Below are 17,351 nucleotides of genomic sequence, written 5' to 3'. Positions count from 1 at the left end.
GTTTGTGTGAATAGGGGGAAAGCAAATGCCGCAGGTCATTGGCGTGGATGTAGGTGGCACAGGCATTAAAGGGCTTGTAGTCAATGAAGCCGGAGTCGTTCTGGTGGAGGCTACATGTGCAACCGAGGCCCGGTTGGGCCGGAAGGCCATACTTGGCCAGCTGCGCGGGTTAGTAAGTGAACTGTTGTCTAGCTGTGAAGAAGTGAAGGCACTGGGTATTGCCTCGGCAGGAAGGGTGAATGTGGAAACGGGTGCAGTGATCCACGCAACGAATAATTTACCTGGCTGGCAGGGAATGCCACTGACACAGTGGGCAACTGCGGAATTTGGCCTGCCTTCAACTGCCGATAACGACGCCAATGCTGCACTGCTCGGCGAGGCGTGGCTTGGTACCGGCCGCGGTAAGCAGAACCTGGTTATGCTGACACTCGGAACTGGGGTCGGTGGGGCCAATATGGCATTTGGCAGGATGTTACGGGGAGTAGACTGGCGCGGTGGGGACTGGGGGCACTGTGTGCTGGTGCCTGATGGTCGGCCTTGTAATTGTGGCAAACGCGGCTGCGTGGAGCAATACATTTCCGGTAGTGCACTGATGCGGCTGGCGCGGGAACAGAAGGGCAACACGTATACTCACGGCCGAGAGATTATGACCGCTGCAAGCCAGGGAGAAGCAATAGCGTTGTACATTCTAGAGCGATACATATCTGTTTTGGCCGTGGTTATTGCGAATATATCTGCCTCGATAGATCCGGAATTGATTATTCTTGGTGGCGGTGTGACCCATGATCAGGCTATATGGTGGCCGATGCTTACCGCTAAGTTATCCAGTGTCGGGTTGGCAGACAGGGTTGCAGTGGCTGAACTCGGTAACTGGGCAGGCTGTTTCGGGGCGGCGCAGCTGGCCTTGGAACGCCTACGTAAGGACGGCGTTGGCTGGTCTGAAGGCAGTGACAGGGAGGAGACAAAGCATTGAGTATTGAACAGGAGAAACACAGTGATATCGTCATTATTGGCGGTGGCCTTGGCGGGACTGCGGCTGCGCTGGCTGCAGCCAAGGCAGGGCAACGGGTACTTTTGACGGAAGAGACGGACTGGCTTGGCGGTCAATTGACCTCACAGGCAGTACCGCCAGATGAACACCGCTGGATTGAACAATCTGGCAGTACAGCATCGTATCGTGAGTTCCGCAGCCGAGTCAGAGATTACTACAGACGGAACTACCCGCTTACGGATGTCGCCAAGAGCGATCCTGTTCTTAACCCCGGCAATGGCTGGGTGAGCCGCTTGGCGCATGAACCGAAGGTCGCGCTTGCCGTTTTGCACGAGATGCTTGCGCCTTACGTGAACACCGGTCGAATCGAGGTGCTCTATCATACTGTGCCAGTTCAGGTAGATACAGCAGGTGACCGGGTGACTGGCGTGACTGTGCGTGAAGAGCGATATGGGGGATTAATTAAGCTCCAGGGTGCCTATTATCTCGATGCTACAGAATGCGGTGATCTGCTTCCCCTTGCGGGAGTAGAGTATGTAAGTGGAGCGGAATCTCGGCGGGATACGGGTGAGCCACATGCCCTGGATGAAGCGAATCCGCTAGACATGCAGTCGATTACCCATGTGGCGGCAGTGGATTATGTGCCGGGAGGAGACTTCACGATCCCTCGTCCGAGGGATTATGATTACTGGCGTCAGTATGTTCCCTCGTTCTCACTGTATCCTATCCTGAGCTGGTACGCTTCGGATGCCAATGATACCTCCAAGCTGAAAGAGTTCACGATGTTCCCGAATGATCAGGGCATAACCTCCCTGTGGAATTATCGGCGGATCGTTGACCCGGCTATATGGACAGAGTCACTGAATGATGGTGAAGTCACGCTGCTCAACTGGGCACTGAACGATTATTACGCCGGGCCAATCATTGGCGTATCGCCGGAGAAACGAGAGCGGCATCTGGAAGGGGCGAGGCAACTAACTCTTTCCTTAGTATACTGGCTTCAGACAGCAGCTCCCCGCCTGGACGGCGGAAAGGGTTATCCGGGCGTAAGGCTGCGTGGAGATGTGCTCGGTACGGAAGACGGTCTCGCGAAAGTACCGTATATTCGGGAATCACGGCGAATCCGAGGCGTATATACCATTACCGAGCAGGATGTGAGCAAGGAGTTGCGCGGAGCAGAGGGAGCCAAACGTTACGAGGATAGTGTGGGTGTCGGCAGTTATCATCTGGATCTCCATCCGACAACCGTGAGCCAGCGGACTTTTTATATACCGAACCATCCCTATGAGATTCCGCTGGGTGCACTCATCCCGGTGCGAGTCAAGAACTTGCTCCCAGCTTGCAAAAATATCTCCATGACCCAGATTGCGAACGGTTGTTACCGTCTGCATCCCACCGAATGGAATATTGGCGAGGCTGCCGGCACCCTTGCCGCTTATGCCATTGCACAGCAAGTAGAGCCCTCAGAAGTGAGGGCTTCGACGGAGCATCTTCATGCCTATCAGGCACAGCTGATTCGCCAGGGTGTTCAGCTTCATTGGACAGAAGCGGAGCTGGCAGGGGAGTGTTAGATAGACTTTTAAGAGAACGTTGCTATCTTCAGAACACATAAGCACTAGAGATACCAAAGGGATAAAACAATGATTCCTGTTCTGAACAGGAATCATTTTCTATAAGTCGATTAATTCTCTTTGTGCATCTGTTTTTACAATAGTGTCATTGCAGATGATCGTTCTCATCAACACTGCGATGATTATCCCATGGCCTGCTGTGGGTCTTTCTTTTGTCCTACATAGATATTAGTACTTGGTTTGATGGCTTTGTATCGAATTTCAATCTCCGTGACTCCATCTTCAAACGTAATATACAACTTTTCATTATACTCCAAAGCTTCTGTATGTCTGGGTTTCACTGGTGTTCGTCCCCGAACGACTGTGCAGTTCGTATCATGCCGTACCAATAACGTTTCCTTTTTACCAGCCTCCAGCCAGATTCGTCCTGACTCCGGTACCTTAACCCTAATGTCCATACGATCAAATAGTTCACTGAGACTTACTTTTCGTCGCTCCAATGAAGTCAGTGGCCAATTCGTCACGGGAATATCTTCTCCGTTTGCAGTGGCCAAGAAATATCCTTCCAGCCTTCCGCGGAATACAGGTTTTGGTTTCAGCACAAACCAATACAGGGCGAAGATACCCCCGGCTGCGAGGAGACCGAGTCCCGTATATAGAAGTATCTTTTCACGTAAAGAATGAATTTTCAACTGGATGTCTGCGGTTACACTCGCGCCTTCAGAATCCGTGGCGGTCACCGTAATGGATGAACTACCGGTGTGGAGCGAAGACCAACGCAGTATATTACCTTCAATGACAGCGTCTCCGAGTTTGCGCTCACTCCCACCTTCTGCGAGGGCATACGTTAATGGATCATTATTGGCATCCTTAAAATAGTTGCTTAGGTCAACTTCTGTATTGCTATCGTCTTTGGATAACACCATGGACTCCCCGGTTGCTACGGGGGCCTGATTCGTAATATCTACTTCAACCGGAGTGATCTCCCGATAAAAGTCAGGACCATCAATCCGAAGACCCCATGTGTATAGATCCGATTTTGGAAAAGTGTATTTTCCCGTAAATCCGCTGCCTGTATTAGTCAAAGGGATGCGCTCTGTTTTTCCATCAGACGGGGTGACAATGAGTTCTGCTTCAAGTCCCTTGTAAACATTCAAATCCTGAATGGGTTTAGGGTCCACAGCCTGATCGTAGAGAGAGGCTTCAAATGTGATGTTTTTCCCCTTTACTGGCTGTTCCGTTGCCATATGTGCAACCGCAGACACGTTGTAGTTTCCAAGTAGGTTGATCTTCACCAAATCTCCGCTGCGCCCCTTGAATTTCAGCTTGAATTGTCCTTTGACCGGACGAATGATCTTCATTAGAGCATATTTATCAGATCGGATGAAGCTGACATTGCTGGACTGATAATACAGCTGAGCTTCAGAGACAGCATGATCAGAGAGCATGATAATGTTGGCATCCGCCATGCTTGAATTGGGGATGTCCACAGTTACCTCCTGCATTGCCCCTGTTGCTGTTACTGCTGCCACAGATACAAGAACAGATTGAATCTGATCTGCAAAAATCCGGTTGAAAATTTCAGGCAAGTCGTCTGCACTTCCCGTGATAAAGGAAGATCCACCCGTTTCCTGAGCAATTCGCTCCAGTTCAGCGGGGTTAACCGAACCATCCCGGTTTAGTCCGACGGTATAGATTGGATAATTAGCTTTTTGAGCCATCTCAATCACCTTGTCTACATCTTTGGATGAATCAGCTGGTGTTCTGCTCGACGAGCCACGCAAATCCGTTTCCCCATCAGAGAGCAAAATCATAAATGGCTTTCGTTTGTCCGTCTGGGACTGTTCAAGCAAGCTCGCACCTCGGCGCAAGCCAAGTCCAAGATCTGTATACCCTGAGCGTTTTAAGCCATCAACACGACTACGAAGGTTATTTCGTGCCCCAGAGGATGATATATCCATTAGAGGTACGGATGAAGTGATTTGATCATTATAAGCTACGAATCCCAATCGGGTCTTAGGTCCACTACTCATATCCATAAACATATGTATAACTTCTTCGGCGATGCGATCTTTGTCGGTCTCATTCATAGAGTAGCTAACATCCAGGACAAACATGGCATCGAGTCCTTCATACGCGTGGGTCTTGACAGATGATTCTGCGTAGATGCTGCCAATGTTCCCTGCTGGAATTAAAATGCTAATCATCAATAGAGAGAGCAGTATTTTTTTGCATTTAATTAATATCATGTGAGGCTTCGAATCCCCTTTCTGGTTTGAAAAACTTCGGTTCACTTGTTGGGAATATTAAATTTTTTTGAAAAACTTTTGCTTAATCACGATATCACGCCGTTATGCGTAGTTTTCATTAATTGAGAATAATGCAACACCGCATACTTTCAGTATTTTTACTCTTGATTAGGGGGAAAACCCCACTAGTCTTAAATCATTGAACATCATCCAAATTATAGGATATTCTATATCATCGGCATGATCCGTAAGGAAGTGAAGCGAATTCCAAAAATTAGTTCTATAGGTATATCGAAGGTTATAAAATGAGCTTTTAGACCTATGGTGGGGATTATTGACAAAACATATCGCTGATGATTAAGATGAATTCCATAAATCTCCAAAGCAAACGGCATAATCTGGTACATAAGTTCCAGTCGTATGTTGACAGCTCGTTCTATTGGTCTTGTGTTTGCTGGGAATAGTGATTCTCCTGGATCATGACCGAAGGCTGATAGAGACGTGCGGAGTGTCAAAAATTGATGGAGGGGGGGAAGCATTCGCCCGAATGGATCATCATCTTGGCGGATGTTGCCTGAATGGACATTATTAATCAAACGAACCGAACGATGCTTTTTGAAGAAATCAATCCCGAGAAGTTGGACTTGATCACCATTGTTGGTGATGTTAAGGGCATCGACAGTCTGAGTGACGATAAGATCAAGGAGATTAACGAACATTTGCTTGTTCGCAGCTTCGATGAGTTCCTGGACAAGTTCTCACCTAGCGTGTACTCCTTTTTCAATGCGGTAAACCAGAAAGTCATGTATACGCTTAAAAAACCGGAAGGTATCCCGGACGAGGCTATCTCGGAGATCAAGATCGACCATAGTAACGACTTTCTGAGAATGCTGTTCACCCTGATTGATACCAAGCGCAGTCAAGGTATTACGAACGTTGATTTCAAGTTTGAAAATTTGCTCGATATGATTTCACCGAAAAAAGTTATGGATGACATTCGTCAGGTCCGGAAGGAAATCCATTACATGTATGGTCAGCATGAGAAGCTGGATGACGGCGATCCGAAGAAGCTGGATATCGGGGATAAGCTGAACGTCATGTTTGAAGATGCAAGCCGGAACTACAACAATGTCATGGCCATGCTTCCACTCGCCATTGAAGATATTAAGACCCGTTTGTTGCTGGGCCGTGCACAAGAAGAAACTTCATCAGAAGCGATTCAGGTAGGGCAACTTACGATTGGTGAGAGCGGAGAATTGAAAATTATCGAAGCTCCGAAGAGTGATAACAACGAACTGATGCTTCTTGATGAAGCGACAAGCACTGATTTGACGCAAGTATTTGCCGAAGATTACGATTCACTTTCCGAGACACCTTCGCCGTATGTACAGGATCTGGTGGTCCGCACATTCTGCCCGCTTCCTGCGGTACAGTCTGAAGTGGATACTGCTGTTGAAGTGCAGAATTACAATACATACCTGGAGTTTTACAAAAACGCCAAGGATGATTTTGTGAAAACGGTAAAACCGTTGGTCGAGAAAATATTGGGTGTCAAAATGTTCTTTGACCAATATGCGATTAAGAACAAAGGCATGCTTCCTTCCATGCTGATCTCCAATGCCAAACTGGATATGCTCGTCAAGAGCAGTAATATTCCGCGGCTTGAGACATATCTCAACACTGTCAACGCGAAGAATGATTTTACCGATACGATCTGGTTCGGTATCGTTCCTTCCGTAGAACTGGAAAATACAGGCCAAGTCAAAGTCAGCCGTGCCCGTTTCCGTGGTAACGAGAAAGTAGTTAAACAAGACGGAAACAGCATGGAATCTCTGGCAATGCTTCTGCAAGTTGTTAAGGATTACAAGGTGCAGGTGTTCTTCAGCTTTGAATCCGGGGAAGAAACCACCTTCAGCAGCATGGCTACCGCAGGTATTGATAAGTATATCGATAAATGTTCAGTGTTGACCCGGAAGGAATACAGCGAGTTTGCCATTCCGAGTGCTCCAAACTTCACAATTATTCCCAAGGAGAAATCGGGAGTTGTTATCGACAGTCGCATGCTTCAGACGGAGAATGGTGTGGAACTTTCCAAGGAGAAGGAAGACATTCTGAAACTGTGGATTGAAGGCGTGTATGTTGGAGCGTCCTATGTATCTGCAGGGATTGTTGCTGCGTATCAGTGTCCGGAATACCTGAAAGGGGCTTTCAAGAACGTCAACCGTGATTATCCAGGTGTGCGTTTTGACATTGAGGCAGGGGACAACAGCTTGCGTGTTGTAACAACGATGACCAAAGAAATTTCCGGATTTACAAATACCATCAAGGATTTGATTAACCGAAAAAACTTTGGATTTATTTTCTCATCGGAAAATGCCCAAATCCAGGATAGCGACATCAAACGGATTACGGTCTATAAAGCGAGAAGCATGGCGATGTCCGAAGATGGTTTTGATTCCTTGTACAAAACACTTGTGAGTACTTACATTGAGCGCTTGCTCCGTTTCCAAACCGGTGATTTCAAGCATGAAAATATCGTCAAATTCTTCAGCAACAATCCGAGCAGTCAGAAGAGCCGGTGGCTGGGAACTCGAGGGTCGATCAATTCGATCATTCAGGAAGGCGACGATATGAGCTTTATCATCGATGAAAAGAGCAACATGTGCCATATTGACCTGGTATTTAACGGCAACGTGAAGAACCTGGAGGTCATGATTACCAAAGGCACCAGTGCGATGAAAGTGTAAGAATACCATTGGAACAAGTCTGATTATTAAATATGATTCATCAAACAACGTATTATAGACATTTATTTTGGTGTTAGAGGCAGACTTCATCGTCTTGCCTTTATACATATATTCCGGTACCTCTCCCGAGATGGGGAGTATACCGGGCACATTTTTTCCTAATCTTAAGGAGGTTTTTATTAATGGGTTTTGTATTGAAAGTAGAAGGCGCAGAAACAATCGAATTGGGAATGGATAATATCCGTACAGTTGTGTATGACACGGATACACCAGATGATTCCAACGCTAGATCCACAGATGTAGGCGCAACACTTCGCATCAGCGGCAAAATTATCACTGCAACCGACGGTGACAATGCAGATGACACGATGAAACTTGCTTTGTGGTCCCTCGTGCCTGCTGAAAAAGCGGATTGCTACCGCAAAGTAACCCTGGAAGTGGTTGCAGCAGATCAAGTGGTACGCAAAATTTACTTGCCTAACGCATTTGTTGTGGATTACACAGAGCGCTTCGGTGATACCGAAGGCGTAGGTGAATTCAGCCTGTTCATCAAACAGAAAAAAGACAAAACTGAATTCACTAAAATTGAGGGCGGCTTCCCTGTATAAAAGGGAACAACTGTTGTCTTGGGCCAGTTCGTTCTGGTCCGGAACAACGCTGTCATGTTAAGGGGCCCTGGTGCCCCTTAATCTTTATTTACGCCCGAATACGGCAGGGAGGCAGGAAAGAATACCATGAAAGATTATTATGCCGTGCTTGGTGTAGAACGTGAAGCTTCTCCGGAGCAGATCAAGAAGGCTTATCGTCAATTGGCGAAGAAATTTCACCCGGATGTCAATGGGGGAGGTGCACAGGCGGAAGCGCGTTTCAAGCAAGTACATGAGGCATACAGTACACTCGGAAATTCCGAGCTTAGAGCAGCATATGATCAGCAGCTTCGCACTGGACGTAATAGAGGTCAAGCGAAGGGTTCAGCATCCGATACAGCCAGATCCAGTAAAGGCAATGCGAAGTCCGGGAGTGCAAATGCCGAGAAGGTGTGGTCGGATCCATCGCGGATGCAGGAACAGTTCGAACAATTTTTTGGCTATCACCCCAAAGGCAAGGAAAGTCCAAACGGTGGCAAAGCCGGTCCCAATAAAGGAATGGATATGTCCGCCATGTTTGACCGATATTTCGGAATTCGAAAAAAGTAGACCGGTAGCTCGTTATGGATCAAGCCGGTTCAGGCGGAGGTTATGGAAGTGAAACGAGGAAGGTCGGTATTGACGATGGGGCTTGACGCTTGCGTCGCCATGATTTCGTTAGCCGTGCTGTATTACATATTTATCATCAACCGGGATATGAGTGCCCAATGGGTAACTGGAATTATCGTGGTCCTCTCTGGAGGAGCATACCTGTATTTTAAATACATGCCAGCCACCAAGGCGGAAAAGAAGAAATTGTCTTCGCGTGTCGTGAAGCTCGTCCTCCTGGACGACGACGGCACAAGTGTGAAGGAATGGTATATTCAGGGCGAAACGAGTGTTTTGATCGGGAAAAGTTCGAAGAACAGCGAGGCTGACATTGATCTGTCCGATACACCCTATGCGTCTCTCATTAGCTCGCAGCATGCCGTATTGAACAAAGCCTCGGGTCAATGGTTTATCGAGGATATCGACTCGGCCAGTGGGGTAGGTGTACGTAAAGGAAATCAAAGCAGAGCATCCAAATTGGAAATCGAAGAACCCAGCCTGATTGAGGCAGGGGACTTAATTTATATTGCCAATACCCGCATTTTGGTGAAATAACGTTGGCGTACATCATACAAGCTTACGGGGGAATGAAACGAAATGAGTCTGACTAGATGTGGAAACGGACATATGTTCAGCACGAGACGGCACGGCAATACGTGTCCATATTGCAATCTGGCCGTTGAATCGCCAGCTACCAGTAATGGTGAGGCAGCGGGTGCAGTCCCACGCGCACCTCGTACGGCAGAGGATGACAGAACGATGCCATACCTGGGCGAAACGACAGGAATTGAACCGGTAACGGGATGGATGGTGTGCATCGAGGGTCCGCAGATGGGCCAGGATTATCGAATAATGGCTGAAAAGAACTTTATTGGACGTTCGGAAGAGATGCATGTTCGCATCCTCGGGGATAACACGATTTCTCGGCGTAATCATGCGGTGATTGTGTACGATCCCAAAAAGCGGAATTTCTATTTGCTGCCCGGCGATGCTTCTGGCCTCGCATATCACAATAATGAAGCAGTCTATTCTCCGGTGGAACTGGCTGCCTACGATGTTATTCAATTGGGACGCAGCAAATTCATTTTCATTCCATTGTGCGGTGTGCACTTTGAATGGGAGCAACAGTGAACACCTTCATGATTTTGTGGAACGACAAGGAGCTAACGCCCTACTGGGTACTTGCGGGTGGCTGTTTGTTGATTTGGTTGCTGTTATTCGCACGAAGCCGGATTCCGGTAAGGCAGCGTGACGATAGACCGGTTGGAGTTCAAATTGGCAATGGACAGACCATTGGTGCTCGCAATGAACAGGACGATTATTTTGCCTGTGCCGTGCAGCCGCATGGTGTACTTGCTGTACTCGCAGATGGAATCAGTGGATTGTCCGGTGGAAAAGTGGCGAGTACGACAGCCGTGGAAACATTTATCCGGGAGTTTGAAGAGTTGGAGCGGTTTCCTGATCCGGAAGAGTTCTGGGATACTTCTTCCCATGCGGCAAATCAGGCCATCCTTCGGAATTTGCTGGGCGTTCCCGGAGGGACAACATTGGTGTCTGCCATGATCAAGGGCAGGGATTTGTATTGGGGTGCGGTAGGAGACAGCATCTTGGCCGTGTTTCGCAAAGGAGAGCTGCTTGCCATCAATCACAAGCATACACTGGAAAGCCAACTTGAAGAACAGTATATGTCTGGCGAGATCTCGGAGCAGGAGGCACTTGACAATCCGCAGCGCAAAAGGCTGGTCAACTATTTGGGGTACGACCATTTTAAACAAATGGAAATCGCGGACGAGCCGTTTGCACTGCAGCCGGCGGACAAGATTGTGTTATGCAGTGACGGGGTATACAACTCCCTCACGGAGATGGAACTGGAGACCATTCTGGCGCAAGATATTCCGCCATTTGATGCAGCCCAGGCCATCATTGATTTAATTGAAGAAAAACAGCTCGTGCATCAGGATAACGCCACGATTATCATTTTGGAGCAAGGATGGTAACAGATCGGGCAACGCACAGGGACGGGAAATGGGGAGACGGATGAGGAAGGAGAACAGTGAATTCAAGACGGCTTTTGTCTCAGAGGCGGGGTCTTTCCTGAAAAATCGGGATTTCTACGGCTGCGTTGAACTGGAAGACTGGGCTTGTTATGTCATTGCAGATGGTCTGGACACCGATACGGAAGTGAATAGTGCACAGATCACAGTACAGACCATTCTGGAATCCTTTTTGGAAAAGCCAACCATGTCCAAACGCAGACTGACGGAATATATCAAGATCGCACATGAATGGTTGCAGTATGAAAGCCGCCGAGTCAGGCTCAAAGCGGGATTCGTTATTGTTGTAACAGATTATACACGCATGGTGTGGGCATCGGCCGGACATAGCCGCTTGTATCATTTCCGGGGAAATAGGCTTGCACTAAAAAGCAAGGATCATAGTGTAGCTGCCCAACTGGCAGCGGAAGGCCAGATTGCAGAGGATCGTGTGGATCAGCATGATGAACGCGGCAATCTGAATGAATACGCGGGCAAACCTGGCATGATCAAACCGTATGTATCCGATAAGGTCAAGCTTGCCGATGGTGATGTGCTTGTTCTATGCACCCCTGGATTATGGGAAGGTGTGCAGGATGCCGAGATGATTGATGCGGTGGAAGGTGCCAATGACCCGCAGGCGCTGGCCGATACGTTGGAAGAAGTGATGCTCAGCAAGCAACGTTCACGAATCGAGAATTATAGTGCGGCAGCCATCTATGTGAACAAGATTTTTCATGAAGAACCCAAGAACCGTAAGAAGTGGATTAAACGGATTGCCATCATGTTGATTATGCTCCTGATTTTTGGCGGAGCCGGCATATTCTACGCGGTGAAAAGCGCAGCCAAAAAAGCCGAGCTGGTCGTAGATATGCTGCAATACGAACAGAACGCTGACCAGTACGTGAAGGAACAGGAGTACGCCAAGGCCGTCTCAGATTACAGTCTTGCTCGCAACAATTCGATCAAAATAAAGGACCCTGTGCACAAAAAGTTGCTGACTTCGAAGATGGCTGCTGCTCAGACATTGGTTGACGGCGAGGCTCATCTGAAAGAAGGGGATATTCCCAAGGCAACCGCCAGTTACACCAAAGCACTGGAATTGTCTGATTCCTACAATATGTTCAACCGTGAAGTCATTCAGGAACGTTTGGAACAGATGACCACCTTTCAGCAAGTACAAGACTGGATCACCGAGGGGGATCTGAAACTCCAGAACGGAGACTACAGTGGAGCGATCATTTTGTATAAAAGGGCCAGAACAGCGGCTACGGAAACAGCATATAAGGAAGCGCTGAAGGAAGTTGCCACCAAACTGGAGACGGCCGAAACGAAACGAGCGGATATCAAGCGCCAATCCAGACAACTTCAGGCCGATACGCTGGAACAGAAGGGTGACCGCTTCAATGAAGCCGGAGATTATAGTGGCGCCATGGATGCCTATGCTTCGGCACAGGAAATTTATCAGGAGATCGATATGTTGGAACGGGTGCTGGCTATGGAGCGGAAAATAAATAAGCTGGATGAGAAACTGAATCCACCTGTACCGGCGGTTGATCTTACTCAGGATGCGGCAGGGTTAGGAACAACAGATACGTCTGGTTTGAACTCGGATTGGACCGGGAATGCGGGAGGAATGAGTGTAGGCAATTCAGTGGGAAGCACTTCTTCCACGGGTAATTCCTCTTCGGCTGGAAGTGGGGCTGCGGATGCTTCCGGCTCCGGGTCTTCTTCAGGGAAAACGACAAGCAATGCTAGCATTAATTCCGCCTCAAAGGCTAAAGGAAGCACCGACACCACCGAGGCTGAAGCGAATGAACAGGAAGCAACGGAAGGAGGAGATTCGTGATGAAAGATATTATTCGTGACCGTCTAAACAAGATGGAGGATCTGGAACAACGTCGCATACTCAAAGACCTCATGACAGGTATTTTTCTTAATCTGGTGGAGTATCAGGAGACGCTAAACAAACAGATCGAGCAACGTGTGTTTGACGAGGTGGTACCGCTGGAGGAACGCCACGATGTATATGTCACATTATGTCCGCGGGAAGATTTGGACCCCATTCATGAATTTCTGTATCCGATTCTTCCGGAGGATGTTGCACCGCAGACTGTTTATTTGAGCGAGGCTTCAGATGCGCTGGCACGTAAGGAAGAGATGAATTTATTCACGTTCTACATGGAATGTGGGCAACAGGAGCTCCAATCCCTGCTGAAAAGTAATCGGACATTCCGCGGGGAGATTGTAACGAGTGAAGGCAGACATGCCATAACGGTTCGGTTGAAATCAAGTACAGGGTATATCTCCAAAATTGAAGAACTGTACCGGGTCTTTCGTAAAAACAGCCTACCATGGAAATCGATTAATGCACCCTATGTGTTCAAATTCGTTGATTGTGTTCTAGTGGGTTCGGACGATGGAGATGCATGGGACAAACAGCATGTGGTCAAAGAACTTTCAATCCATTTGGAGGAGTTTGAGTCATATAAAAGAACGAACATGATTCCCCTTTGGAATATTCAGCAGCTTGATATGAAAACAGGTGGATTCCCTGTCCCGGCTTCGGACCGCATCAATTATGAACATGTGTTACCGCTCCGCAAAACAGGGACTGAGCACGGGTATCTGGTGGATGGAGATGAATCGCATATTCGATATATCAAAAGATCGGAAGAAGATATCACCATCGTATCTCCACTGGAGAAATCCGATTCATGGACGGTACTGAAAATAGCCGGTCCCGTCGCAACCCGCATTGGGAGGATGGACTTTCCGCTGTTTTCCAACAACAAACGGGAAGGGTTTGCCGGTAAATATGCGCGTCAGGAAGGACGCTCTGTGCGATCCAAAGGGGAGATTGCCCGCATGGTTCATGCTTTCCAGGCAGCGGAGGGATTGGAACTGGAAGATGTGAAAGTGGTGGCACCTGGGCCTACCTTGGGCATCACGTACCCGCTTAATGGATTTGTTAGCGATCATGTCCGTGTTGAGGCAGATAAACATCGAATGATTTTAAGGTTCAGCAAACACGGAATTCAGCCAGGGCAGGCTATTTTTCTGGATGATTTGCTGAGCTTTCTGGTATCCGAGATCCAGTTGGCTTTCCCTGAATATCGCTGCGAAGGGGAATGGATGTGAGCTCAACATGAATTATATATGGGATCTGATTATTCGCGCCAAGCGTAATGGAACTGATCTGAGAGACGTAACTTTTGTTCCTGCACGTGTATATTCGCCATATATGGAATTAAGTCATACGAACCTGAATGCTTCAGACGTGGAACGTACGATTGAAGTCAATCCGTATTATCGTTTTTTTGATATTTTCAGGGATTTGTTCGATATCAATAACGAAGAGCAGGTGGAATTGCGGGAGACGCTCTTTGATTTGGTCATTCATTTTCTGGCGGATATGGATTTGATGCAGGGGATGAATAAAAGGGAGTATTACATTCGCTTCATTTTGAATGATATGCATTCTGGTGTATACGGGAAACGGATACGGCGGCGACTGGAGTTGTTCGGACGAGAGGAACAGGAAGTGATCGCCTGCAATATGCTCCGTCTGTACGATACGGGGGAGGCCGTTCATCTGCTGAGGGATACCCTTGTCCGGATGTTCCCGCGTTCAACCCTTTATGCCAATTGTGAGGAGAAGGATGAATTGCTTTTGTATATTGGTCAGGTAGAACGTACAGAAGCGAAGGAGAAGCTGGAACTGATTCTTGAGCTCTTTCTGCCGGTACGTTTTGACACGGAAATATACTGGGGGCATCATTTTGGTATTCTGGATGTGGACTATACGATGATACAGGACGGGATTGCCCTATATTAAGCAGCACCAGCAGTTGTAAGGAGGAAGTATAGATGAACGGCTATTCATACCGATTGTATCCTGACGCCACGAGCAGGGAACGTTCCAGAGGAACCATGCGTTATACGCGCGAAGAATTGATGGACATGACCACATTCCAATTACGGAATATTTGTTACAAGGAGCGACTGGTTGAGGGATTGGGGCCCCGCACGGAGCGTGAAGAACTGATTCGGATTATTCTGAAATTTTTGGGAGCGGACGATGTATTGTGGATCGATCAGTCTTTGGAAGGCGGATTCGAGCGCATACAAAAGGCCATTTCTCGTCATATGACGGCTCCTATGAGCAGTGATGGAGGTATTAGTGTGCCCGCGCGGCTGATTCTATACGAAGGATTGAAAGTGGACAAGCTGGATCAGTACGTAGTCACGGCACCGGGTGGTTTAACCGAATCCAACGTACTTTTGGTCAATGAGAGTATGGAGCTGTGTGGCATCTTTAATCTGGTTAAGGACGAGTCCATATCCGGAACCTTTTATTTGACTGCAGGAAGTGGATCGACCTGGAAACGATCGGGAAACAGACAGTACAGTCTTCTCTTTTTCCGTAAACGCGATTCGGAATATCTATATCAGACCTATTACTCTAGCAGGCCTCTTCCTCCGGTTCATATTCAATATACTCAAATTCCACTGGCCGATCTGGACATCCGGGAACTCGAACCGACAGACGCTGTACTTGCAATTGACTTTGGCACCTCCAACACGACGGCAGGCGCCTATTTGCATAATGGTTATATTCAGGCACCTAGCAGCCAGGATTTACTGAATGGGCGGGTTCGTATGGATGCCATTAACTATGTGGCTTTTCCCGATCCTACATACAAAGACACGGACTGGATCGAGGTTCTGCCTACGGCCATCGGTGTCGCGGAGTGCTCAGATCCAGCGAACATTCGTTACGAGTTCGGCTATGAAGCGTTGCGAAGCATGCGTCGGGGAGGGTACAGCAGCCGGGCGAGTGTCTTCCGCAGCATGAAGCGCTGGGTGAACAATTACAACAAAATGGAAGAGATCGTCGATGTTCATGGCAATGCGGCCATGGTGTCTCGTATGGATCTGCTGCGTGCGTACATGAATTACATCATCCGAACGGCAGAGCATCAGTTCAAGTGCAAGTTTCGCCATGTGCATTTTACCAGTCCCGTGAAGATGAAAACACAGTTTTTGCAGATGTTCGGAGAGATGCTTCCGGATTATCGGATTGAGCAGACGTATGCGCTGGATGAGGGAATGGCTGTGCTCTATAACACCCTTGCTGACGGGATGGAACGCGGTGCTTTCATGGAAGGGCAGACATATCATGCGCTCGTGATTGATTGTGGCGGTGGAACGACGGATTTATCTTCCTGTGCCTTTACGATCGAGGATGGACACATGGCGTACAAGCTCGATATCCATACGACCTACGAAAATGGGGATACGAACTTCGGAGGTCACAACATTACCTATCGTATTATGCAATTCATGAAAATTGTATTCGCCGAATACTATAGCGGACGCCGTCAGGTGACGGATATTGATAGCCTGATTGAGGCACCTGGTGCGGATGTGTTCCGTCAGGTGGACGAAGAGGGAGTGAAGTCCGTTTATCAGAAGCTGGAGCAACGCTATGAGGAGGCAGAACACATCATCCCGACTGCGTTTGCGCGTCGAGAGAACCGTTCACGGGATGAGTATTTGCGGGTAAGAGGCAACTTCTACTTCCTGTGGGAAATCGCAGAAGAGATGAAGCAACAATTTTTCCGCAAAACCGGCATCTTGCGTAACCGATTCCACTCGGAGATGGAGGGCGACGGGGACAGTGATCTGCAGATCACCACCATGGAGCGTTGGTTCCTCTCGGTAGAACGGAATGGGGAGTTAAAGGATGAATATGAGTTCCCCGATGTGGTGTTCAATATCAAGGAAATTACCCAGCTGATTAAGGCTGATATCTATGAGGTGGTTCGCAAGTTTTTGGATGATTTCTATCGGCAAGGGCGGATGAACCAGTACTCGATTATCAAGTTGACAGGTCAGTCCTGTCGCATTGATGTATTTCGGGAAGCATTGAAAGAGTTCGTTCCAGGCAGAAGCATTGAGTTTCGGCAAAAACCTGCGGAAGGGCGTGTGCCTGATCTTAAACTTGCCTGCCTTCGAGGGGCGATTCGTTATCTGAGTGCCCGCAAAACGGGAAGCGTTCAAGCCGACATCACGCATGATGCCGCTGTAATTCCGTATACCGTAAGTGCCTACACGCATAATGGACGTGAAAAAATGCTGATCAGCAGTCTGGATCGGAGTGATGGCATTCCGGGCAGCATTTCCCGTCCATTCGAGACGGCAGAAGTGGAGTTATACCTTAGCGGAAGTGATGGCCAGCTGAGACAGAAGTTCGTATATGCCAACCGTCCGGATTTCTATAAAGAGGTGCTTTATGAAGATATTCGGGATCGATACGGAGATAAAATTCCGCAGGATGATACGGATTCCATCGTGAATGGAGAGACGAAGTTTTTTGTCTTTCCGGATGATCGTCATTGGGGCTTCCATGTGTTGCCTGTAGCTCGCAGAAATGAACGGCTGTATCTGGGATCGCAGAAGCTGCTTCCGTTTGAAACAGACTTGTCTGAACTGGACTTCTTTGACGGAATGAAGTGAGGA

At 48.1% G+C, this 17,351-nt stretch carries 13 protein-coding genes; 12 read left to right on the top strand and 1 reads right to left on the bottom strand.

Translation table 11 applies throughout. The features are described 5' to 3' along the window. The first annotated feature begins 25 nt into the window (after nt 1–25). Together BUA17_RS18555 and BUA17_RS18550 are read left to right on the top strand one after the other, a co-directional pair. Entirely contained in the window at nt 26–973 is a 948-nt protein-coding gene (locus tag BUA17_RS18555; protein ID WP_072734552.1) for an ROK family protein, read from the top strand. Between the two features lie 2 nt (nt 974–975). Continuing rightward, a complete protein-coding gene (locus BUA17_RS18550; RefSeq protein ID WP_072734782.1) occupies nt 976–2,562 on the top strand; it encodes an FAD-dependent oxidoreductase in 1,587 nt (528 codons plus the stop codon). A gap of 182 nt (nt 2,563–2,744) precedes the next feature. Here the strand turns inward: BUA17_RS18550 and BUA17_RS18545 are convergent, their stop codons facing one another. Next, on the bottom strand, nt 2,745–4,811 hold the full coding sequence (locus tag BUA17_RS18545; RefSeq protein WP_072734551.1) for a VWA domain-containing protein: 2,067 nt from the start codon (nt 4,809–4,811) through the stop codon (nt 2,745–2,747). Between the two features lie 578 nt (nt 4,812–5,389). Here BUA17_RS18545 and BUA17_RS18540 point away from each other — a divergent pair. From BUA17_RS18540 to BUA17_RS18495, 10 genes are all read left to right on the top strand, one after another. Next, the gene (locus BUA17_RS18540) at nt 5,390–7,558 is read left to right on the top strand and encodes a hypothetical protein (RefSeq protein WP_064636265.1); all 2,169 of its coding nucleotides are present in this window, start codon (nt 5,390–5,392) and stop codon (nt 7,556–7,558) included. Between the two features lie 182 nt (nt 7,559–7,740). Next, nucleotides 7,741–8,166 (top strand): hypothetical protein, encoded by a 426-nt coding sequence (locus BUA17_RS18535; RefSeq protein ID WP_053781361.1) that lies wholly within the window; start codon nt 7,741–7,743, stop codon nt 8,164–8,166. A gap of 126 nt (nt 8,167–8,292) precedes the next feature. Then, nucleotides 8,293–8,754, top strand: a complete 462-nt coding sequence (locus BUA17_RS18530) for a J domain-containing protein (protein WP_063567939.1) — start codon at nt 8,293–8,295, stop codon at nt 8,752–8,754. A gap of 42 nt (nt 8,755–8,796) precedes the next feature. Continuing rightward, nucleotides 8,797–9,348: an FHA domain-containing protein gene (locus BUA17_RS18525; protein WP_072734550.1), complete on the top strand. Its 552-nt coding sequence runs from the start codon at nt 8,797–8,799 to the stop codon at nt 9,346–9,348. A gap of 42 nt (nt 9,349–9,390) precedes the next feature. Next, nucleotides 9,391–9,924 carry an FHA domain-containing protein gene (locus tag BUA17_RS18520; protein ID WP_072734549.1) on the top strand — a complete coding sequence of 178 codons (534 nt, stop codon included), beginning with the start codon at nt 9,391–9,393 and terminating at the stop codon, nt 9,922–9,924. Beyond that, on the top strand, nt 9,909–10,790 hold the full coding sequence (locus BUA17_RS18515) for a PP2C family protein-serine/threonine phosphatase (RefSeq protein WP_244552178.1): 882 nt from the start codon (nt 9,909–9,911) through the stop codon (nt 10,788–10,790). Before BUA17_RS18520 ends, BUA17_RS18515 begins: the two co-directional genes overlap by 16 nt. Nucleotides 10,791–10,830: 40 nt before the next feature. Continuing rightward, nucleotides 10,831–12,675 (top strand): SpoIIE family protein phosphatase, encoded by a 1,845-nt coding sequence (locus tag BUA17_RS18510; protein ID WP_072734548.1) that lies wholly within the window; start codon nt 10,831–10,833, stop codon nt 12,673–12,675. Beyond that, the gene (locus tag BUA17_RS18505; protein ID WP_072734547.1) at nt 12,675–13,967 is read left to right on the top strand and encodes a normocyte-binding protein; all 1,293 of its coding nucleotides are present in this window, start codon (nt 12,675–12,677) and stop codon (nt 13,965–13,967) included. The genes BUA17_RS18510 and BUA17_RS18505 overlap by 1 nt, the downstream gene beginning before the upstream one ends. Before the next feature lie 7 nt (nt 13,968–13,974). Next, nucleotides 13,975–14,664 carry a hypothetical protein gene (locus tag BUA17_RS18500; RefSeq protein WP_063567935.1) on the top strand — a complete coding sequence of 230 codons (690 nt, stop codon included), beginning with the start codon at nt 13,975–13,977 and terminating at the stop codon, nt 14,662–14,664. Between the two features lie 32 nt (nt 14,665–14,696). Beyond that, on the top strand, nt 14,697–17,348 hold the full coding sequence (locus BUA17_RS18495) for a molecular chaperone (protein ID WP_072734546.1): 2,652 nt from the start codon (nt 14,697–14,699) through the stop codon (nt 17,346–17,348). Nucleotides 17,349–17,351: the final 3 nt, after the last annotated feature.

The sequence above is a fragment of the Paenibacillus sp. ov031 genome (assembly GCF_900143165.1).
Lineage (GTDB): Bacteria > Bacillota > Bacilli > Paenibacillales > Paenibacillaceae > Paenibacillus > Paenibacillus marchantiae.
The sequence above is the reverse complement of the archived record's forward strand: the minus strand, read 5'-3'. Positions and strand labels throughout refer to the sequence as shown.